This is a genomic window from bacterium, from assembly GCA_019695305.1.
Lineage (GTDB): Bacteria > UBA10199 > UBA10199 > UBA10199 > JAIBAG01 > JAIBAG01.
Window position 1 is genome coordinate 21699 of record JAIBAG010000020.1, and the last position, 21356, is coordinate 43054.

The 21356-nt window shown below is 40.1% G+C and carries 26 protein-coding genes; 3 read left to right on the forward strand and 23 right to left on the reverse strand.

All coding sequences use genetic code 11. From position 1 onward, the window contains the following. Positions 1-15: 15 nt before the first annotated feature. From K1X76_09435 to K1X76_09445, 3 genes are all read right to left on the reverse strand, one after another. The gene (locus K1X76_09435; protein MBX7149294.1) at positions 16-219 is read right to left on the reverse strand and encodes a hypothetical protein; all 204 of its coding nucleotides are present in this window, start codon (positions 217-219) and stop codon (positions 16-18) included. Between the two features lie 175 nt (positions 220-394). Beyond that, positions 395-727: a hypothetical protein gene (locus K1X76_09440; protein MBX7149295.1), complete on the reverse strand. Its 333-nt coding sequence runs from the start codon at positions 725-727 to the stop codon at positions 395-397. Positions 728-765: 38 nt separating this feature from the next. After that, entirely contained in the window at positions 766-1158 is a 393-nt protein-coding gene (locus K1X76_09445) for a hypothetical protein (protein MBX7149296.1), read from the reverse strand. A gap of 128 nt (positions 1159-1286) precedes the next feature. Here K1X76_09445 and K1X76_09450 point away from each other — a divergent pair, with 128 nt between their 5' ends. Continuing rightward, positions 1287-2003, forward strand: coding sequence for a hypothetical protein (locus tag K1X76_09450; protein ID MBX7149297.1), 717 nt, complete (start codon positions 1287-1289; stop codon positions 2001-2003). Between the two features lie 4 nt (positions 2004-2007). Here the strand turns inward: K1X76_09450 and K1X76_09455 are convergent, their stop codons facing one another. Together K1X76_09455 and purE are read right to left on the reverse strand one after the other, a co-directional pair. Beyond that, entirely contained in the window at positions 2008-3090 is a 1083-nt protein-coding gene (locus K1X76_09455) for a 5-(carboxyamino)imidazole ribonucleotide synthase (GenBank protein ID MBX7149298.1), read from the reverse strand. Next, complete coding sequence (gene purE / locus K1X76_09460) at positions 3087-3596, reverse strand: 5-(carboxyamino)imidazole ribonucleotide mutase (protein ID MBX7149299.1); 510 nt, start codon at positions 3594-3596, stop codon at positions 3087-3089. Before purE ends, K1X76_09455 begins: the two co-directional genes overlap by 4 nt. A 108-nt stretch (positions 3597-3704) precedes the next feature. Between purE and K1X76_09465 the strand changes: the two genes are divergently transcribed. Further along, the gene (locus K1X76_09465) at positions 3705-4535 is read left to right on the forward strand and encodes a hypothetical protein (protein MBX7149300.1); all 831 of its coding nucleotides are present in this window, start codon (positions 3705-3707) and stop codon (positions 4533-4535) included. Between the two features lies 1 nt (position 4536). On the opposite strand, the gene K1X76_09470 is transcribed toward K1X76_09465, so the two are convergent. The 11 genes from K1X76_09470 to K1X76_09520 all read right to left on the reverse strand — a co-directional run bounded on the left by K1X76_09470 (position 4537) and on the right by K1X76_09520 (position 14295). Next, on the reverse strand, positions 4537-5109 hold the full coding sequence (locus K1X76_09470) for a hypothetical protein (protein MBX7149301.1): 573 nt from the start codon (positions 5107-5109) through the stop codon (positions 4537-4539). 61 nt (positions 5110-5170) lie between these two features. Further along, on the reverse strand, positions 5171-6079 hold the full coding sequence (locus tag K1X76_09475; GenBank protein ID MBX7149302.1) for a hypothetical protein: 909 nt from the start codon (positions 6077-6079) through the stop codon (positions 5171-5173). Next, a complete protein-coding gene (murJ, locus tag K1X76_09480; protein MBX7149303.1) occupies positions 6076-7665 on the reverse strand; it encodes a murein biosynthesis integral membrane protein MurJ in 1590 nt (529 codons plus the stop codon). Before murJ ends, K1X76_09475 begins: the two co-directional genes overlap by 4 nt. A 31-nt stretch (positions 7666-7696) precedes the next feature. Further along, positions 7697-8545 (reverse strand): alpha/beta hydrolase, encoded by an 849-nt coding sequence (locus tag K1X76_09485; protein ID MBX7149304.1) that lies wholly within the window; start codon positions 8543-8545, stop codon positions 7697-7699. Further along, positions 8542-8766, reverse strand: coding sequence for a DUF167 domain-containing protein (locus K1X76_09490; protein ID MBX7149305.1), 225 nt, complete (start codon positions 8764-8766; stop codon positions 8542-8544). The genes K1X76_09485 and K1X76_09490 overlap by 4 nt, the downstream gene beginning before the upstream one ends. After that, positions 8767-11088, reverse strand: a complete 2322-nt coding sequence (locus K1X76_09495; GenBank protein ID MBX7149306.1) for a heavy metal translocating P-type ATPase — start codon at positions 11086-11088, stop codon at positions 8767-8769. An 80-nt stretch (positions 11089-11168) separates the two neighbouring features. Further along, on the reverse strand, positions 11169-11558 hold the full coding sequence (locus K1X76_09500) for a hypothetical protein (protein MBX7149307.1): 390 nt from the start codon (positions 11556-11558) through the stop codon (positions 11169-11171). 63 nt (positions 11559-11621) lie between these two features. Beyond that, on the reverse strand, positions 11622-12161 hold the full coding sequence (gene msrB, locus K1X76_09505) for a peptide-methionine (R)-S-oxide reductase MsrB (GenBank protein MBX7149308.1): 540 nt from the start codon (positions 12159-12161) through the stop codon (positions 11622-11624). A 25-nt stretch (positions 12162-12186) separates the two neighbouring features. After that, a complete protein-coding gene (locus tag K1X76_09510; protein MBX7149309.1) occupies positions 12187-12825 on the reverse strand; it encodes a peroxiredoxin in 639 nt (212 codons plus the stop codon). Between the two features lie 67 nt (positions 12826-12892). Continuing rightward, a complete protein-coding gene (locus K1X76_09515; protein MBX7149310.1) occupies positions 12893-13726 on the reverse strand; it encodes a YihY/virulence factor BrkB family protein in 834 nt (277 codons plus the stop codon). Further along, positions 13723-14295: a DNA-3-methyladenine glycosylase I gene (locus K1X76_09520; protein MBX7149311.1), complete on the reverse strand. Its 573-nt coding sequence runs from the start codon at positions 14293-14295 to the stop codon at positions 13723-13725. Before K1X76_09520 ends, K1X76_09515 begins: the two co-directional genes overlap by 4 nt. 108 nt (positions 14296-14403) lie before the next feature. Here K1X76_09520 and K1X76_09525 point away from each other — a divergent pair, with 108 nt between their 5' ends. Next, positions 14404-15351, forward strand: coding sequence for a HAMP domain-containing histidine kinase (locus K1X76_09525; protein ID MBX7149312.1), 948 nt, complete (start codon positions 14404-14406; stop codon positions 15349-15351). Here K1X76_09525 and K1X76_09530 read toward each other — a convergent pair. From K1X76_09530 to K1X76_09560, 7 genes are all read right to left on the reverse strand, one after another. Further along, on the reverse strand, positions 15340-16368 hold the full coding sequence (locus K1X76_09530; protein ID MBX7149313.1) for a saccharopine dehydrogenase NADP-binding domain-containing protein: 1029 nt from the start codon (positions 16366-16368) through the stop codon (positions 15340-15342). The two genes, K1X76_09525 and K1X76_09530, sit on opposite strands and share 12 nt — an antisense overlap. Before the next feature lie 8 nt (positions 16369-16376). Continuing rightward, the gene (arsC, locus tag K1X76_09535; GenBank protein MBX7149314.1) at positions 16377-16724 is read right to left on the reverse strand and encodes an arsenate reductase (glutaredoxin); all 348 of its coding nucleotides are present in this window, start codon (positions 16722-16724) and stop codon (positions 16377-16379) included. A 54-nt stretch (positions 16725-16778) separates the two neighbouring features. Beyond that, positions 16779-17390, reverse strand: coding sequence for a RibD family protein (locus K1X76_09540; GenBank protein ID MBX7149315.1), 612 nt, complete (start codon positions 17388-17390; stop codon positions 16779-16781). After that, positions 17387-17719, reverse strand: coding sequence for a dihydroneopterin aldolase (locus tag K1X76_09545; protein MBX7149316.1), 333 nt, complete (start codon positions 17717-17719; stop codon positions 17387-17389). The genes K1X76_09540 and K1X76_09545 overlap by 4 nt, the downstream gene beginning before the upstream one ends. A gap of 79 nt (positions 17720-17798) precedes the next feature. After that, positions 17799-18665, reverse strand: a complete 867-nt coding sequence (locus K1X76_09550; protein ID MBX7149317.1) for a transglutaminase family protein — start codon at positions 18663-18665, stop codon at positions 17799-17801. Positions 18666-18756: 91 nt separating this feature from the next. After that, positions 18757-19734, reverse strand: coding sequence for an alpha-E domain-containing protein (locus tag K1X76_09555; GenBank protein ID MBX7149318.1), 978 nt, complete (start codon positions 19732-19734; stop codon positions 18757-18759). Positions 19735-19737: 3 nt separating this feature from the next. After that, complete coding sequence (locus K1X76_09560) at positions 19738-21159, reverse strand: circularly permuted type 2 ATP-grasp protein (protein MBX7149319.1); 1422 nt, start codon at positions 21157-21159, stop codon at positions 19738-19740. Positions 21160-21356: the final 197 nt, after the last annotated feature.

The following is a 21356-nucleotide window of genomic DNA, read 5'->3' on the forward strand; positions in this document are numbered from 1 at the left end:
GAAATTATAATGATACTAAAGACCGCATTCAGGTACCTGCTCCCATGCCAAACAAACTCCATAACTTCCAATTTTAGAACACTGTGTTTTTACAAAACACCCGCTACCTTTGTCGTATTCACAGCTGTTTTGCGCCATACACGTCCCGTACTTACTAAATGAAGCACAATCGGCCACGCATGCTAAACCATACACCGAATACGTGGTATTATAGGCCATGCAGGTATTATATTTACTCCATTTAGCACATTGTCTGGTTTCTAAGGGCTTATAGATAGGGCGATACACATAAGGCGTATGCAAGGGGCTGTGTTTAAAACCTATCAAGCGCTTAGGCGATATACTCCACCCCGCAACCGACAGGCCGCACAGCAAACAAACCAAAAATACGATACTAATTTTTTTCATTTTTTTGACCACACAGGGCATGCTCTTCCCAATCATCACAGTTGTGAAAAGAATCAATTTTGTTGCATTTCTTTTTTATAAAGCAACCGCTCTCTTCATCGTACTTACACTCATTGCGCAATTGACATTTATCCCAGCTATCAAATTCAATACAATTGGCTCGGCATTCTATACCCCGCACAGAATAAATGTAATTGTACTCCAAACATCGTCCAAAAGAATTTTTACGAATACATTTTTTGGTAGTAACAGGGGCAGGCTTAGCTAGCACCACTGGTGACAAAACAAACAAAACAAGAAACAAAGAAAATATTTTCATAAATGCCCTTTATAAAAAAATTAGTTTATTCTAAAAAACTATGTCCCGCAAACAGCTTCATCCTCCCACTTATCGCAGTCGTCAAAGTTGTTAATATCAATGCAGGTTCTTTTTAAAAAACAGCCGCTATTTTCATCATATTTGCATTGGTTACGCAATTTACATTTATCAAAAGAATTAAACACTAAACACTGGGCCTCACACTGAGCTCCCGCTACCGAATACGTATAATCGTATTCTTTACATCTATCAAAAGAACCCTCTCGCACACATTCGCCCGTAACCAACGGTTTTGGTTTTTCGGGTTTATAATAAACCGTTACCTCCTCCTTTGGGATATAGGCAACAGGGTACGGATAATAATAGACAGATTTAGCCCACAAAGAAGTTGAACTTAAAAAGAATAGTAAAAAAGAAAAAAATATCTTCATCAATTGGCATCTATCAACCAACCCCCTTAAAAATCTCGTTATTTTTTATTTATAAACCAATTGCCTTAAAGCGCATCCTTAACTTATCTTAAGGAGCAACTTTTTTATCGCCATCCCGATAATACCTTATGGGCAATTCATTTACACTGGGGACTGTGTACGTTTACCCTAATGGAGTAATTTACGAAATTCATTCAGGACTCCATATTAATCGCGTTTATGACGCGCATGGCGACGGGACAATAGACAAAATAGTTCCTTTTTACTCGCTACCCGAAAACGCCACTGCCGAAGCCTGCAGCCACTATCTCACTTTTCTTAGCGACCTATATCGCTACACCCGCACCATCATCGATCATTATCACCCCGAGCAACAATGGCATGTTTATTGGCAACGCATAAGCACTGCTTTTAAAGAAATGGTCGTTTCAAGATCCTCTCCTTTAAGCCACAACATATGGATATATACTGACGACAATCAATGGAAATATTCTAATACAGCCGATACCATCAGCACGTTTAGAACCCCAAACGGCACCTATGGTGATCGTGGCCTTTACATCAATAGAGTAAACAATACCTCGCTTTTAAGTGCGTGGACTTTAGCCAATGGCTATATATTAGGGGATTTAAATTACGACCTTGTTATTGCCATCAGCCCAGCCGAACAGGAATATTTGGGAACTGACCTTATAGCTAACTATGTTAGCGAAGGCGATATGAATCGCCTCCAGCAAAATATGGACCAGGCCGCGTATTTAAGAGGAACAAATTGGTTTACATCTGTAGACACATTATTGAAAACTTATCATCCATCCGAATTTTTTGAGGACACTGGACACTAATAGCTTAAATAGTTTTTAGCTGCTTAACCTTAGCTATCATCTCTTCAATTTTTCTAAACTCTTTGGCATACAAATTGACATGCCCAACCTTGCGGCCGGGGCGTATTTCTTTGCCGTACAAATGCAGGTAAGCACCTGGAATTTTAATAATGTCATCACGCTTGGGAAGCCACCCCACACAATTAACCATAGCGGCATAGTCTTTAAGATGCACATCTTTAAGAGGCATGGTGCTAATAGCCCTAATATGATTTTCAAATTGGCTGGTGTAAGAACCGTCTATCGTCCAATGACCGCTATTGTGTACACGTGGCGCATATTCGTTGGCCACCAATTTTCCGTTCACATCAAATAACTCCAACGTAAGAACACCTACATATTTAAAATGCTCCAGTAATTTTGAAATAAGTTCTTTAGCATCTTCAAATAATGGATCGTTTTTTCTTACGCGCGTCACATCCAAAATACCATTTACATGAACATTTTCGTTTAAAGGATAAAACTGAAGAGACCCGTTACGAGCCCTGGCTGCAATAATAGAAACCTCGCGGGTAAACGAAACAAATTGCTCTAAAATACAGGGCACAAGACCTACCCTTGCCAAAGCCCCTTCCGCATCGGTTTGGGAGCGAATCACACACTGCCCTTTTCCATCGTACCCCATACGGCGTGCCTTGAGCACAGCAGGATATCCCACCTTTTGCAAAGCCCGTTTTAAATCATCATCCGAATCTACCGCCTCAAAATGTGCCGTGGGAATAGACAAAGATTTAAAGAGGCTTTTTTCTAAAAAACGGTCTTGTGTTTGTTCTAATGCAAATACATCGGGATGAACCGGTAATTTTGTTTTTAAAAACTTAACAGTGCTAATAGGTACATTTTCAAATTCGTAGGTTACCACATCGCAAAGGGAGGCAAATTTTTCGAGTAAATTTTTATCGGTAAAAGAGCCTTGTATATACGTACCCAAACCTGCCGCAGAGGGTTTTGGAATTTGATCGTAAAAAACAAAAGTGTGTCCTAAAGAGGAACCCGCTAACGCCAACATACGGGCTAATTGTCCGGCTCCCAAAATGCCAATTCTCATTTTTTTCCTCGTTTAGGGTTGGAACCCTTTAATACTTTGGCCGTTTGCTTACTGCGAAAAGCCGCATAAGCTTTGCGATACTGAGGATATTTATTACCCAAAATACTCACCGCTAAAAGAGCCGCATTGGTGGCCCCTGCCGTGCCAATAGCCAAGGTTCCCACAGGAATACCGGCCGGCATTTGAGCAATAGACAAAAGTGAATCGATGCCATCTAAAGATTTTGATTTAACGGGAACACCCAATACAGGAAGAGCCGTTTTACTGGCAGCCATACCAGGTAAATGGGCAGCGCCACCGGCACCCGCGATGATAATTTCGAGCCCACGCGCTTCGGCACTACCAGCATACTTAAAAAGTTTATCGGGAGTACGATGAGCCGAGACAACTTCACATTCGTGAGGCACTTTCATTTGCGTTAACATATCGGATGCAAACTTCATGGTTTCCCAATCAGATTGCGACCCCATAATAATACCCACCAGTACTTTTTTGGCTTTTTTCATAGAGGCCCCTCGTATACCCAACCCTTGATTTTTTTTCCATCCCTAATTTTTCTATTCACCATCCACTATTCACTATTCACTTTTTTGAGTTTACTGTACAAATTTATTATGAGCATCCGCTTTGCCCCATCCCCTACTGGAATTTTTCACATCGGCAATCTCCGTACAGCCTTTATTGCCCAGCTCTTAGCCAAACAATTACAACAGCCACTGGTTATGAGGTTTGAAGATATCGATACACCGCGCGTTATACCTGGGGCCATGGATAAACAATTGGCTGACATGAAAGTGTTGGGCATTGTTCCCGATGAAATTATCGTGCAAAGCAAGAATCGAGAAAGACATCTTTCTGTTTTCGAACATTTTAAAAAGGAAAAACTCATTTATCCCTGTACCTGCTCGCGTAAAACCGTTCAACAGGGCTTAGAGCAAATTGCCTCGGCCCCACATGAAACGCCTGCCATTTACAATGGCCATTGCAGAAACTTAAATCAAGACACGCAAGAAAGAGAAAATCTTAATTGGCGTTTTAAAATGCCGAATGAAACGGGACAGGATGATTTTATTATCGCACGGGATAATCCTTTTGTTCCGGCTTATCACTTAGCCTGTGCCGTGGATGATTATGATGGAAATTATTCTCTTTTAGTCCGTGCTTGGGATTTGGAAAAGGTGACGCCACTTCAACAAGCTATTCAGATGAGCTTGGCTAAACTTGAAAACAAACAATTTTCTCCTGCTACCATTTATCACACGAGTCTTATTACCCAAAACGATAGACATCGTTTAGAAAAACGAACACAAGGCGTCACTTTAGATGAATTATTAAAACAGGGATATACGGCAAAAAAAATTATAGAAATCTTCGAAAAAAGTATTAAAGCAAAACTAGAAGAGAAAAAAACTTTAACCTTAAATGAATTAGGATTTTATCTCTAACTCACATTTTTAAAAAAAAATCTTTTATGCGGGTCCACCACGATATCTGCGGCACATCTTTTGCCATTAGAAGAGCGCGGATAGACACATCGTTTTGTTCGCACACATTGACTAATTGCTGTTTTACTTTACTTTGGTCGTAATCGTTACAATAAAACGAGGTGAGATAAGTATCGTGATAAGGGTCTGGACCGCCTACCATGGTATAAAAAAGTGTTACTCCAAAAAGAACTATACTATCATTTTTAAAAACCCTCATCTCATAAAACGGCTCACGATTCTCTTGACGACTATTTTGATAATAATTAAACAGTTGTTCATACCCCACTATCATTTTCTGACCATTGAAATCACCAATAAACTCAACACGATCGTGTGACACACTCGCTAAAACAGATTGAAGTAGAGATAAAAAGAGATCTACATCAAAAAAAACACCCTCCTCTTGGGGAGAGTAAGTATCCAAAGCAAAGGCAAAACGTTTATTTAAATGCAACTTTTTGGCAAAAGGATTCAACCGGTCTATTTGTGGAATATAGCCAAAAACAAGTGCTAGCGACCTATTATTCATCATCCATCCGTCTTAACTCAGACTTGAACTAAAAAAATACAATTTTATTTTCAGCCAGTATTTTTTAATATTCATTCATATTTATAAATAACGTGAGTTCATGTTTATTGTGATAAAGATGAATCACTTTTGTTTTTTTTAATGCTCTAAACTTATTCAGCATTGCCCAATCCGTTTTCCCCTGCAACTTAATAGTACACACAAAATTTTTACAAGTGCCGGCCTCCAACCATTTTTGTACCATTTCATAAAGACGTTCGGGATAACAAGCCACATCACAACAGAGCCAATCGATTTTTCCAAAGCGTTTGGGATCAATTCCAAAAGCGCTTTCTTGAAAAAACTGAATATTGGGCAACTTGGCTATTTTAGAATCGAGAGGCGCTTTATCAACCGAAATAACTTGTGCACCCAAAGTTTGCAGCACCCAGGTCCAGCCACCGGGGCTACTTCCTAAATCGAGACAAATCTCTCCCTGTTGAGGACGTTTAGCAAGCAAAGTAAGAGCCTCCCATAATTTTAAATATGCTCTATTAGGTGGGGTTTCTTTATCTTCTACAAAGGGAATAAGACCATCCGGGTATAAATGAGAACGATGAGGGCTCGCTAACAGCGTATCTTTATCCCACAACATCCAGCCGCCAGCGGCTTTTATGGTGGGAATATCCGGAAAAATAACAAGGGGATTTTTAAGTTTGGGGAGTTCCGCTTGAATTAAAGCCGCCCGCCGATGATGATCGATAGAATGCAAATGCCAGTGCAAGCCCAAGGCACGCAGCTTTTTAACAGCATCCGAGATAGAGGCGATGGGAATAAGTTGCGGATCAAGCCAAATATCCTGCGCCCAAACAGAATTAATGGGCGGCTTATCAGAGAAATACCAACGTTCCTTTTTAACAAAACCTTTTCCAAGCTCGTCTTCAAGTTCATTTTCAAAATCGGGATGAGCTAAATAGGCGGATTGAATGTTCATCTTTTTAAAATTTTGCGTTTAATCACCAAAGCTTCGGGTATGTTAAAAAAAATTCCAAAACCTAAATAAAGCAAACTAAAAGGAACTAAAACAGCCAATGCCGTTATAACCGGGCTTAAAAAAGGCATGGCCAAAAATTTGCCTCCCCATTGGCTAGTAAGCACAAATCCATAATGGAGAGCCAGCGCATATTTAATAACAAGGCCAATAGCGCCAGTGCCCAAGGCACTTCCCCATAACTTAATTAATGAGGAACGAGGAACTCCTGTTTTACCAATACGACGCGATAAGGTAGAACGGAGGAGCAAGAACTCAATCCAAGCTGAAAATCCTGTGGTGGCGGTAATACCCACCCCACCCATCTCTTGAGGAAGACCCAGCACACCAGGTAGTTTAACGGCACACCAATAGGCACTAATGGCCGTTAAAGCAACACGCACCATAGCAAAATAAAGTGGCGTTTTGGTATCTTTTAACGCATAAAAAGTAGAAGAATATAAGCGCCCCATTGTGGTAGCAAGTAAGCCTACCGTGGCACCCATAAGCAAATACCACAAATAACGTGTATCTTCCGGGGTAAAACGTCCGGTTTGAAAAAGCGCGCCACTCACAACATCGCCCAACACCAAAAAGGCAACCACCGACGGGATTACAAAAAAGGCAATATTTCGTAAACCATCATTAATACGCGCGCGTAAAATCTGCGCCACTTCCTCGGGCGTGCCACTAGCTTGCGACATAGCAGGAAGCTCGGCCGCCGAAATAGCCATACCAAAAAGGCTTACAGGTATAAGATAAAGTGTTTGAGCATAAGCCAAGGCCGAAAGCGCACGTTCTGAAATAAGCGAACCGTAAGCAGTATCGATATAAGCACTCACCTGCACTACTCCACGACCAACAAGAAGAGGGCCAAAACTTCGTATGATTTGTCTAACTGATTGATGCGCCACTGAAAGAGAAGGCTTAAACGAATGGATTAATTTAAGCACAGAGGGCATTTGTACTAAAAATTGTAGCAAGCATCCTACTACTAATCCATAAGCCGTATAAATAGCCAGTTGATCCTGAGAAGTACCGCCAAAAATAAGAAGAGCCCCAATGATAGCGGCATTCCAAAATACCGGGGCAGCATACGACAGCAAAAAACGGCGATGACTATTTAAAATCCCCAAACACCAGGCCGACAACACCAGTAAGCCTGTTCCCGGAAAAATAATACGCACTAGAGTGATAGCCAGATTGCGGGTTTCATCATGAAAACCGGGTGCAATCATATCAATAAAAACCGGTGTAAAAACTATGCTTAGCCCCACTACCAAGGCTACCATGAGTAAAAGCAGACCAAACACTGCATTGGCTACCGTCTCGGCATCCTTATCTTTTTTTTGACCAATAAGAGAGGCATACACAGGAATAAAAGAAGCCGAAAGCACACCCTCTCCAAAAAGATTTTGTAAAAAATTGGGAATACGCAGCGCTGCTTTAAACGCGGCAGCAGCAATGGAATTGCCAAAATAATGCGCAAACACACGCTCGCGAATAAGCCCTGCAAAACGGGAAAGAAAAATGCCCATTCCTACCAACAGGGCTCCTTTGGATGTTTTAGAAGAACTCATATTATTTTAAAAATTTAAGAATTTCCCGATTCACAATCTCGGGTTGATCCCGCTGCACCCAATGACCGGCATTTTCTATAATAATCAATTGGTGATGATCACACATATCCGCACTGGGTTTAGCCATCTCCACACCCAAATATGGATCATCTTTTCCCCAAATCACCAGCGACGGCATGGTAATACGCGGGCTAGGTAATTTTTTAGGCGGGCATTGCACCGCCGCCCTATACCAACGTAAAATACTTTCAATAGCACCCGGCTCACTCCAAGTGGCAATGTACTCATCCAAATTAAGGTTTTTAAAAGCCGCATCCGACATCCCTACCTTAAGCCCTTTTCTTAAAGTTAAGAAATTTTTCGATTTAAGATAAAGCTCCGGCAAAAAAGGAAGCTGAAAAAAGAAAATATACCAGCTGCGACGTAATTGCTTGAGATTGGTCTGTAAAAACTTTTTCATCACACTGTGATGTGACATATTCAGCACAATAAATTTTGAAATTTTCTCGGGATATTTATTGGCTAAAAACCATCCTACCGCCCCACCCCAATCGTGACAAATAACAGCAGCCTTACCACCATAATGATCAATTAAAGCGGCCATATCATCGGCTAAAACATCCAAACAATAATCTTTAATTCTTTTAGGCTTATCACTTAAATTATAGCCACGCTGATCTGGCATAATGAGACGATAACCAGCGTCAATAAGAGGTTTTATTTGCAAATCCCAACATTTCCAATATTCGGGGAAACCATGAAGCAATAAAACAAGAGGTCCATCTTTTGGCCCCGCTTCTACCACATGAAGTTTTATCCCGCTTACGTTTATAAAATTATTTTTAATCATGCTGCCAACACCTCAAAAATTTTATTTTTAGACGCCTGGCCTTTTAAAAGAACAATCTTGGATGGCGCGATATTAAAATACCGAGATAATATTTTAATGATAGCCTCATTGGCTCGTCCCTCAACAGGAGGAGCATTTACCGAAACCTTGTACTGGGTATCCGATAGCTTTTCCACTTTTTCATGACGAGCATTGGTCTTTACGGCGACAGCTATTTTCATTTAAACCTTAATTTTTTTTAGCCTTAAAGCATTACCGATAACCGATACCGAACTTAAACTCATAGCTAATGCCGCCGTCATTGGCCATAACACCATGCCTGAGATCGGATAAAAAATACCAGCCGCAACAGGAATACCAATGGCATTGTAGATAAAGGCAAAAAAGAGATTTTGCTTTATGTTCTTAACTACAGTTCGTGATAACAAAATAGCCTTGGTAATATGTTCTAAATCGCCTTTTACAAGCGTTACACCGGCAGCCTCAATAGCCAAATCACTTCCGTTACCCATCGCAATACCAATATTGGCCTGTGTTAAACCCGGCGCATCGTTAATACCGTCTCCCGCCATAGCAACGATTGTTCCAGCTTCCTGCAATTTTTTGATGAATGCCAGTTTATCCTGAGGCATAAGGCCCGCTTCAAAAGGGATATTCAAACTATCCGCCACACGTTTTGCGGCCATGGGTTGATCACCCGTTAACATTGTTACCGGGATCTTTAAATCGGACAATAGTTTTAACGCACGAGGAGTTGATTCTTTAACCGGATCCACCGCTCCAAAAATTGCCACTAGCTTTTGACAAAAAGCTAACAAAAGAAGTGTTTTCCCTTCTTTTTTAAGCCTCTCAATATGCTGCGCAAACTCTTTTTTTGGAATATTGTTTTCATCAATTAGTTTTTCATTTCCAAATAAAACTTCCTGATGGTTGAGCATGGCTTTTAAACCACGCCCCGGAATATTGGCTACATCGGTAAGCAACAGCACTTCACTGAGGGGGTCGGCTAATTGTTTAAATGCATGAGCTAAGGGATGCCGACTATTTTGCTCTAAGGCCAAGGCAAGACTAACAGCCCTTTTGCGCCCAAAATCGGGTGATACCAAAATATCATCAATAACAGGTTTTCCCTCCGTTAATGTTCCTGTTTTATCGACAACAATATGTTGGGTATCACCCAAACGCTCCAGTGTTTCGGCATTTTTAAATAAAATACCTAAACCTGCAGCCCTTCCCATTCCAACTACTATGGAGACGGGCGTAGCCAAACCAAAAGCGCAGGGACAAGCAATTAAAAGAACCGACACGGCATTAATAAGTCCATAAACATAACCGGGAGCTGGTCCCCATAGTGCCCATACTAAAATGGTTATAAACGAAACTAAAAAAACAATGGGCACAAAATATTTCGCCAACATATCTGCTCTATTTTGGAGCGGCGCTCGGCTCATGCTTGCTTTTTGAACAGCCTGTACAATTTGTGAAAGCATACTGTCAGTGCCCACTTTGGTTGCGCGAATTTCCAGAATTTTAGAAAGATTAATAGTACCACCTAAGACGGCATCGCCAGGCACTTTATCAATAGGAAAACTTTCGCCCGTCATCATTGATTCATCTACCGTACTTTCACCGCTTAATACATCTCCATCCACAGGGATACGGGCACCCTCTAATACTTTAAGCCTATCACCCTCTTTAACTTGTTCGAGTGCAATCTCTTTTGCTTCGCCATTAACAATAAGCAAGGCTGTTTTAGGAGCCAGACTCAGCAAACCAGAAATGGCCTTGGATGTTTTTTCGCGCGCACGCAGCTCCAAAACCTGCCCCAACAATACCAGTGTTATAATTGTTGCTGCAGCCTCAAAATAAGTACCAACGGTGCCATGATGCGTTCGATAAATAACGGGAAAGAACTCAGGGTAGAAAACAGCAGCTAAACTGTACAAAAGAGAGGCCAACACCCCCATACCAATAAGCGTAAACATATTTGCCGATTGATGCTTAATAGATAAAATCGCCCTTTCATAAAAAGGCCATGCTCCCCAAGTTAAAATAGGCAAAGCTAAAATAAGTTCGGCTATATGAGATTGAAAAACAGTTAACGGTATAATCTTACGCAGCCCCATCATAGGAAGCATCGCCAGTAAAAAAAGAGGAATATTAAAAGCAAGACTCACCCAAAAGCGTTTTTGCATGCTTTTAAGTTCAATATTTTCCGCATCAATGCCTCCCACTAATTCCAACGCCATGCCACATTTGGGACAAATACCGGGTTTATCTTGCTTAATCTCCAAATGCATGGGGCAAGTATAATAAGTTTTTTCTCCTGGCTTAATAGAAGGCAAAGCGGAAGTGGGACAACAATCAAAATTTAATTTAGGCTTATTTAAATGATGTTCGGGGTCTTGTTCAAAGGTGTTTTTACAACCATCGCAACAAAAATAATAGGTCTGATTATTGTAAAAAATTTTATCAGGGACTTGCGTAGTAACAGTCATCCCACAAACGGGGTCGGTTACATGTTGGGAAGCTGCCACATCCATGGCCACTTCTTATTTTTGTTTGAAGTAAATATCAAGAAAAACCCCCTCTTTTTTGAAAAAAGAGGGGGTGTTAAAACGAATTACTTGGCCTTTTTATGATGGGCACCACCCTTTTTAGTGAACCCTGTATGCTCTTGCTTAATTTCTTCATATTTTTTTTCTTGTTCGGCATTAAGCAATTCTTTCAGATCTTTATCTAAATCGGCTTTTAAGGCCTGCTTCTTTTTATTTGTTTCTTCTCTCAAAGCTCTAAATTGATCTCCATGCTCTTTGAGAATTTTTTCAAATTTTATTTTTTGTTCGTTGGTTAACCCCAGCTCCTTAGCCATTTTATCGGTTCGCTCTTTAACTCGCTCATCATGTTTTTCTTGCCATTCTGCATCACTATTGTACCGCGAATGACGAGCCCAAACAGGCGATACAGAACCAACCATCAAAAACAAAAGAGTTAATGTTACAATTTTTTTCATATCAATTCCTTTCTTATAAATCATACGTATCAAAACCATAAAAGATTTTTGATTATTAAAAAATTATTTTTGAAATAAAAAAAGATAATCGCCATAACCCTCTTTAGCCATTTCTTCTTTGGGAATAAAGCGAAGGGAAGCACTATTAATGCAATAACGCATCCCCGTAGGCCCCGGGCCATCATCAAACACATGACCTAAGTGTGATTTAGAATCGCTACTTACCACCTCGGTACGTACCATACCATGGCTCATATCTTTATTTTCTGCCACACTGGCCTGATCCACGGGCTTTGTAAAGCTGGGCCAACCACTGCCCGAATCAAATTTATCGGTAGAACTAAAAAGCACTTTACCACTCACCACATCTACATAAATGCCATCGCGATGATTATCCCAATACTCATTTTGAAAGGGGCGTTCAGTACCGGCCTCTTGGGTAACATGATATTGCATGGGGGTGAGTTTCTTTTTAAGATCATCCTTATTCATTTTATCTCCTCCCGTGGCCGTAGCTGCAGAGCAGGCCATAAATAAAAGTGTTATAAATAAAAAAGGGAATCGCATATCACTTTTGTAACACATGATCCCCTTCTTCTCCATTATTTTAAACTAAGCAGCACACTACTTATTTATTAGGCTGCGGCGTAGTACGCAAATAAGGCTTAATCACCTTATGCCCTTTAGGAAATTTTTCGGCGATTATTTTTGGATCGGTAATTGACGGCACAATAATGACATCATCCCCATCTTTCCAGTTAACCGGTGTAGCCACGCTGTAACCAGCGGTTAATTGAAGAGCGTCGAGAACACGCAGAATTTCGTTAAAATTGCGTCCTGTAGGAGCAGGATACGTGATGGTTAAGCGTACTTTTTTAGCCGGGTCTATGATAAACACCGAACGCACGGTTAAGGTTTCAAGCTCTTTAGGATGAATCATGCCGTATAGAGTAGCCACTTTTTTATCTTCATCCGCCAAGATAGGATAATTAACTGCGGTATTTTGCGTTTCGTTGATATCACCAATCCATTTTTTGTGAGAATCAACACTATCCACCGATAAAGCCAGCACCTTGGTTTTACGCTTGGCAAATTCATCTTTAAGTTTAGCCACAGCACCAAGTTCTGTGGTACACACAGGAGTAAAATCTTTGGGATGAGAAAAAAGAATCACCCAGTTTTCTCCAGCCCATTGGTAAAAATTGATAGAACCTTCAGTTGAATCTTGTGTAAAATCAGGGGCGGTATCGCCAAGTAAAAGTGCCATAGTTTCTCCTTTTTAATGTATGATGATTCTGACTAAACAGATTCTCCAGATAGGTCAATGAAGAATTTTATTTTGAAACATGATCTTTATAATGACGCAAACCGTAGGTAAGATGCGCCCCTGCCAGAGCTAAAAAACTAAGCAGGAAAATCCACATCATAAGCGCTACAAAAGCCCCTAAAGACCCATAAATAAGTGTATACCGCGATAAACCACTGGTGAAATATTTTCCAAAACCATAGGTAGTAAAGGCTGATAACAAGGTAATAATAACGCTCCCCTTTAAGGCATCGGCCCATCTCACAAAATGGCGTGGTACTATTTTGTAGAGCAGTGTGTAGGCTAGCATTATAAATATATAAATCACAACTCCCGACAACCAATTAATAATATCGGCCGTTATTTTGGGAATAAAACTCCAATGGATACTGGCCAAAAAAGCAAGCAGGGTTTTGGCCATAAAAAAGAATGGAACTAAAAGATTGAGAGAAATAAACAAACCAAACGACACCAACCTCTTTTTTATAAAGCTTCGCGGTAAAACCTGAGGCCAGGCTTTTTGAACATTGCGCGTTAACGCATTAAACACATTTGTAGACGTAAAAACAAGAAGCACGGCACTCACCACACTAAACGAGGCTCTTACTTTAAGAATTTTTTTTAAGTTTTCGGTAACAACCGGCAATTGATGAATAGGCAACACATCCACAAGCATATTCATAATTTGCACATCGGATAGTTGGTCGCGGTATATAACAGATAAAATACTCACCAAAATGATGATGAGCGGGAACAGTGAAAACAAGGCGAAAAAGGCAACAGAAGCCGCCCCCTCTACAATAGCGGCTTCATGAGCACGCTTAGCCACATACTTGACAAAATTTTTAAACTGAAACTTCATACCTGCTTATACCTAAAACAACTTGTAAGGTGATCATTCACCATCCCTACCGCTTGCATATGGGCGTACATAATAGTGGAACCCACAAAATTAAAACCACGCTTTTTTAAATCTTTACTCAAAGCATCCGATATTTCAGTTTTTGGCTGTATCTCTTTTAAGCTTTTGAGCTTATTCACTATCGGCTTATTCCCTACAAAGTTCCATTGATACTTGGAAAAACTGCCGAACTCGTCCTGAATCCTTAAAAAACCCCGAGCGTTCTTCACCGCAGATTCTATCTTGAGACGATTCCGAATAATTCCTGGATTTTTTAAAAGAGATTCAATTTTACGTTTATTGTAACGTGCAATTTTTTCTACATCAAAAACATCAAAGGCCTCACGATAGTTTTCACGTTTTTTAAGAACGGTAAGCCAGCTTAAACCAGCTTGTGCTCCCTCTAAAATAATAAATTCAAATAATTTTTTATCATCATAAACCGGCACACCCCATTCTGTATCGTGATAATGAATGTAGAGAGGATCCGTGCCCGACCAAGGGCATCGAGTAATATTATTCTTTAACATAAGCCTTATTAACAAAACCAAACAAGATAATTAAACCTGATTTATATCACATCCAACCGTGATTCATTTATTGCATAAACTGACAAAATTGTAGAATAATTAATTATAATGGATAAAAAAGTAACCAGACATTTTCATTATAAGACTACATTTTTAGGCATCTTGCTAAGCCTAGGGAGTCCACTTGGATACATTCTTTTAACCTATCTCTTTTATAGTGAAGGTATTTCTTTTTTCCCTTGGATCAAACATCTTTATACCGATCATCTGTTTACATTGTTTTATGTAACAGTACCCACATCTATAGTTTTTGCCTTGTTTGGCCTTACTCTTGGACTAACAGCAAAAAAATTATGGATACAAAAACAAAGCATGGATCAATTATTGCATGTTGTGGCACACGACATTCGCTCACCTCTTACCACCATTCAAATGTCCCTTGCCGCCCTTAAAGACCCCAACATTAACAAAAATGAAGATGCCCACATACACGACATTATTGAACGGCAAGTTGGCATCATAAAAAATCTGTCGGAAGAAATTTTAGAACTGGAACGTCTTGAAAGCGGTATTTTTACACTTGATATTAAACCAAGTATAATTGGTGATTTGCTTCAAAAAACTCTCGAAGAGATGGAACTACTCCTCAAGCAAAAAAAACTTAAGGTGATTCTTGATCCTTCTATCGACTCTTCTTTTAAACTAAAAGTAGACGCTTTTAAAATAAGACAAGTGTTACGAAATTTATTAAGTAATGCCGTAAAAAATACACTGGAAAAAGGCATTATATTTTTTAGCGTTATTGAAAGCACCGCCGGACTAACTATAGAGTGCCACAATAAAGGCCAGCAAATTCCACCTAACAAATTAACCATCATTTTTGACAAATTTACTCAGGCAAACAAAAGCGATCAAAAAAAGGGGTACGGACTAGGACTAGCTATTTGTAAGGAAATTATGGGGGCTCACCACGGCACAATTTATGCTCAAAACAAAACTGATGGTGTTAGTTTTTATTTATTTTTTCCAAAAACAGCTTTAGAACTATACAAATAATCCATCGGAAAAGTTTTCACCAAAAGCCATTGAGGGTGTAAGAGCCCCTTTAAAGCTTCCCATTCTTATCCGCTCCACCGCTTCCATAGCCGAAATTACCGTAAATTTATAACCCTCCGGAACTACCGCGCGACCTTCATAACCTTTTCCATCACCATTACTCACCTTACCATATAAATAAACTTTATGCCGTTCACGCGATGCTACGTTAGGTCCTTTTACAAAAAGAGGGATAAGTTTTTTAATCCCCCCTTGTACCGGCTTAAAACGTAACGCGGGACGTATAAAATCCAAAAAGCGCATCACACGAATAATTCCACGGGGCATAGCAAAATAAACTTCAATATTAGGAATATCGGTAGAATAATAAGCTGTAGCAACATCGCCCCACGCACTACTTACCGCCCACATCGATCTCTCGGCAATTGGTATTTGTTTCACTTTATAAGTGTTATTTACAATTGTGAGCTTACCATCTTTACGAACACGCCCACCTCGCCCTAAACCTTCTACCATAGTTTTAAGAGTACCTGGACTGACACCACCATTTGTCATAACAGCCAGCTCTAAATGCGTGGCTTCTGGCATTTTCTTTTTTAACTGAGCAGCTAAACAATCGGTAGGCACAACATCAAAACCCACTCCTGGCATGGCCGCAATGCCAGCTTGCTTAAACTCATCTGTCCTTTGAAAGATAGATTCAAAAACATCAATCTCACCGGTAATATCTAAATAATTTACCTTGGCTTTTATACAAGCATCCACCATCACACGGCTAGTAGCCGAAAAAGGTCCGGCGCATAAAAGTACCGTATCAATGCCCTCAAGATTTTTTACTACTTCGTCCACACTTCTCAGGCCAAACACGCGCGGTTCAAAACCTAAATCATTTGCCATTGCCATAATTTCGTTTTTATTCCGTCCTGCAATTACCGGACTTAAACCTATTTCTTTCGCGCGCTCGGAAATAAGTTTTCCAGTATAACCGTTAGCACCATAAATCATCCAGTTTGTCATAAAGCTCCTTATAAGAGAGGAAGAATATTTTCGGGAGGGCGGCCAATAACCGCTTTGTTACCAATTACCACAATGGGTCGCTCAATAAGAACAGGATTATCGATTAAAATGTTAATCCATTCATCACGCGAAAGTTTTTTATCTTTTAATTTTAATTCCTGATACCGATCTTCTTTTATTCGAATAATATCTTGAGGATTTAACTTTAAAGCTTTGAGGATTTTATCCAGCTCCAAGGCCGTAGGTGGTGTTTTTAGATATTCAACCACGATGGGCTTAATTCCCTTTTTTTCCAAAAGCTCCAAGGTTTGACGTGATTTGGTACAACGGGGATTATGATAAATAGTAAAGGACATGTGGGTTTCAACCACAAGTTTTAACGAAATCCAAGAGATAAATAGAGGCAGATTTTAAAGCATTTTATATCTTAAAAAAACCTCACTCCCTACTTTTTCACAAGAAACCAGGTCTAAATTTTTAAAATCGCCAAAACCGTCGCCATCACACAAAGTAGGAGAACCCTTTTTGCCTACCAAACGTGGTGTAAGAGTAACATAAAGCTCATGAACAAGCCCCGCTTTTATAAATTGATAAATCAAATCCCCACCGCCTTCAATTAACAATGTTTCCACACCACGCTTTTCAAGCTCTTCTACTATCCAGGAAGGAGTAATGTTATTTTTATACAAAATCTCGCGATCAACGGGTTTATTTACAGGCTGGGCCGAAGTTATAAACAGACGTTGCACTAAATGCGCATCAGGGAGAGGCAAAGATAAAGGATCAGAGCGCGTTACAATCACATTGCAAAATCCCGTTTTCCAAATTTGCTCTGGCAACGGCAGCAAAGGGAAGGGATTATTGCGAAAACTTTGACCACCAATTAATACAGCATCAGCCTCGCCCCTAAGTGCCTGCATTCGCTTTTGATCTTCTGACGAACCCAGCCACACATGTTTTTGAGGCTCAATACTAATGCGCCCATCTAATGAAATAGCGGTATTCGTGATAATACGTTTCATTTTTTGCGGAAACACACATAAGATACGGCCGGAACATTGGGCATCTCAAGCGGGTATTTCGTTACTTTAACCAGAACAGATACAATGGAAAAATTATGAAGCAACAGCTCGGCCACATCTTCAGCCACTGTTTCTAACAAATTATAGCGACGCGACTCAAACAACTTGCCAAGCATTTGATTAGCTTCAAAATAATCCATTTTGATAGCATCAATATCGTCCTTTTTTGACGTATCAATAGCGTATACTCCCACTTCCAAATCGAGAGTAATTTTTTGGCGAATTTTCTTTTCGTAGGGATGAAAACCGAGCTCACATTCAAAGCTCATACCGTTGCATATAATTTTATCTTCCATTCAAAAAAACTAACCACAACAACGGCAAAAAACCAAGGATATATTTTGAGAGTTATAGATAGCCTGGGGATTGCTCTATTTTATGAACCGACATTTGTGTTTCTAATACCGACTCGCAACGATCAACAAAACCTATTACGGGCCCTGCCTCCTCTGGGAAGGGCGTCATAGCAAGCGGGATATGACCGGGGCCCGTAAGCAAACCCGAGGTAGCATCAATTCCTACCCAACCAGCACCAGGTAAAAAAGCCTCGGCCCAAGCATGAAAATCAACCTCATGAGAATCTTGTTTAAGTTGCACCAAATAGCCCGATACAAAACGAGCCGCTATTCCTAATTGCCTAAAAATTTGAACAGCCAGCCATGCAAAATCGCGACATGAGCCCTTGCGTTTAGTAAGGGTTTCAACCGCCGTTTGAACACCTGGCTCAAAACGCTTTTCGTAAGTAACATCTTCCTTAATGCTGATAGCTACCCTCTCCACCCAATCAAAAGTATAAGCAGTACCTTTTGCATGAAGCGCGTCTAAATAATCTTCCAACACCGGATAAACCAGCTCTGTTTTTTGATAAGGAATTAATTTATCACGCAGAGGCGAACGATAAATAAACGGATATCGAACGGATTCATCTTCTAAACTGTTCATCGTTAAATCGGCCCGGCCCAGATGAGCCAAAAGTTCAACCTCAATATCTAACACCGTTACGTGCCCTAAAACAGATACACGCGCATATTCGTTACCATAAGCGTCGTGAGCCCAATCAATATTAACAGGTGCCGGGCGTACCTTAAGACTGTATTTTTCTACAGGCACACGTGACTGAGACTGTACTTTTAAAAATACTTTTTGCTCCGATAAAGAAACCGGCCTGTCGTAGCGGTAACGCGTATGATGACGAATAAAAACGGATGAGCTCATATTACTGGCTGCGCTACGCGGAACATAAAATATTTCATTATGATCCGCTCTGCATAACGGGGAGTAAACAGAATAACTTAATTCAATTAAGCTATTCTGTACTCCCCGTAATATCTTCCAAGCCTCCAAAGTAAGTTTGTGAAAAATGCCCGTGCACCAAAAGTAGCTGCTCAATAATGCTTTGTAAGTAGGTATGGTACCCTACTTCAAAAATAACAGGAATGGAAGTAGACTCAATTTCAGACAACAAACCGATAATTTTTTGATTTAAAAGCCAATAGGCCATCGACTGATCTTGGTGCGGCATTTCTGTCATTAATTTTTTAATACGCGTCAGATTAAAAAGAACCGATTTAGGAAAACGCCGGTTTAAAATGAGAAGTTCGGCAATATTGGCCGGATCAATGCGATTGGAATATGTATTTAAATATGGTTCCAACCCATCCACCGATCGTAATAATATTTGCCATTGATGAATATCTACAGGCTTTCCTACTTCATCAACACTTTCTAACAAAACGTGATATTTAAGATCTAAAAGCGATGCCGTTTCCAGAGCTCTTTCTAATGCTCTGCCCAAGTGAATAAATTGCCAGGCTTCATCCCGCATGAGCGTGTTATCAAGCGCTCCAAAAAAGGCAAAACCAAAATCTTTTACACGTCTATAAAACATAGACGGATCAAACGAAAGTATTTCGTGAATATTGCGGTTTTTAAGCCATAAATAAAATTCATTCACAATCATCCACAGTGGACTAGAAATTTGGTTGCGCACAGCCCTCATGTTATCGCGAACAGTAGAAATACAACTAAAAATGGAACTCAGATTTTCCCTTGAAAAAATTAAAAACGAATGAACTGTTTGTTCGTTGGCCTCGGCATAAAATTTATGGAAAAAATCTAACCCCTGATTCACCACAATAAGCGATTCCCACATATTAGAAACCGAGGCATTGCCCTCCTGCTCCATAAATGCCAAGTGGGTAACCTCAAGTAAATTCATGGTATCGTTAGCGCGTTCCATGTAGCGGCCAATCCAGTAAAAATTTTCGGCAATTCTGCTTAACATATATTATTTTCTTAAAACCCAGGTATCTTTACCGCCACCACCCTGAGAAGAATTAACGACAAGTGATCCACGCGTTAATGCCACACGCGACAAACCGCCAGGCAAAAACCTGATATCGCCTCCTGCTTCAGTTAAAACAAAGGGACGTAAATCGATATGACGTGGTTCAAAAGTGGACGTTTCACCAATAAAGGTAGGATGACAAGACAGCTGAATAATTTTTTGGGCAATATACGCCTCTGGGTTCTGCAATACTTTACAAGCAAAAGCTTCACGTTCATTTTTACTGGCAGCAGATCCAATAAGCATACCATAACCACCAGAACCTCCTGTGGGCTTAACCACAAATTCTTCTAAATGATTAAGCACATACTCACGAGATTCTATGTCGCGCATTAAAAAAGTTTCTACATTAGCAATAAGTGGTTTTTCATTTAGATAATATTTTATCATTTGGGGTACAAAGGAATATACAGCCTTATCATCGGCAATCCCGGTTCCAATGCTATTAGCAAGCGCCACATTACCCTCTTTAAAACATTCAAAAAGACCGGGAACTCCCAATTGAGAATCACTTCTAAAAACGTCTGGATCAAGAAAATCTTCGTCAATACGACGGTATATAACGTCTATTCTTTCCAAACCGCAGGTGGTTTTCATGTAAACTTTTTTACGTTTTACAACCAGATCTTGCCCCTCTACCAACTGGATACCCATATTAGCCGCTAAAAAGGCATGCTCGTAATAGGCACTATTAAAAATGCCCGGTGTTAAAAGAACAATATTAGGTCTCACTTCGGTTGGCATGAGAGAAGAAAGAGTGGTTAATAAATCACGGGTATAGGAAGAAACCGGTTCAACAGAATACAAATTAAAAAGTTCCGGAAAAATTTTTTGCATCACTTCGCGATTTTCTAAAACATAAGATACCCCAGACGGACAACGCGCATTATCTTCAAGTACATAATAACCACCTTCGTGATCACGAATAATATCAATGCCTGCAATAGAAATATAAACATCACCCGGAACCCGCACCCCTTTCATTTCGGGACGATACAGAGGATTATTAAAAATAAGATCGGAAGGAATAATGCCATCACGGATGATATGCTGCTCATGATAAATATCGGCTAAAAAAAGATTAAGTGCACGGATGCGTTGTGCTAATCCTTTTTCCAATAAATCCCACTCTTGTGCGTCTAAAATGCGCGGCATGATGTCGAAGGGAATAATTTTTTCAAGCCCGCTCGAATCGCCATACACCGTATAGGTAACCCCTTTGGTTAAAAAGGCCATGTTGGCGTGTTGAGCTCGCTTTAACAATTCTTTTGCAGGTAAATTTTTAAGAAAAGCATGAAGCTTTTGATAGACTGTTCGCGGCAAACCTTCGGCGCCATACATCTCATTAAAGTTAGATTGCATACACTTGTGGTATGCAGCCCGTATGCCAAGGCTAACCTGCCTTAAAATAAGGCTTTTATGAATAAAATCATGGTACGTTCAAGGTGGAAGTGCACCACTACGTAATTTTTTGAGTATTTCCGCAGGAGTATAAAAGTCTAAACATTTTCTCGGTCTATGGTTGAGACGATGTTCGACGAGAAGAATATCCTTTTCTG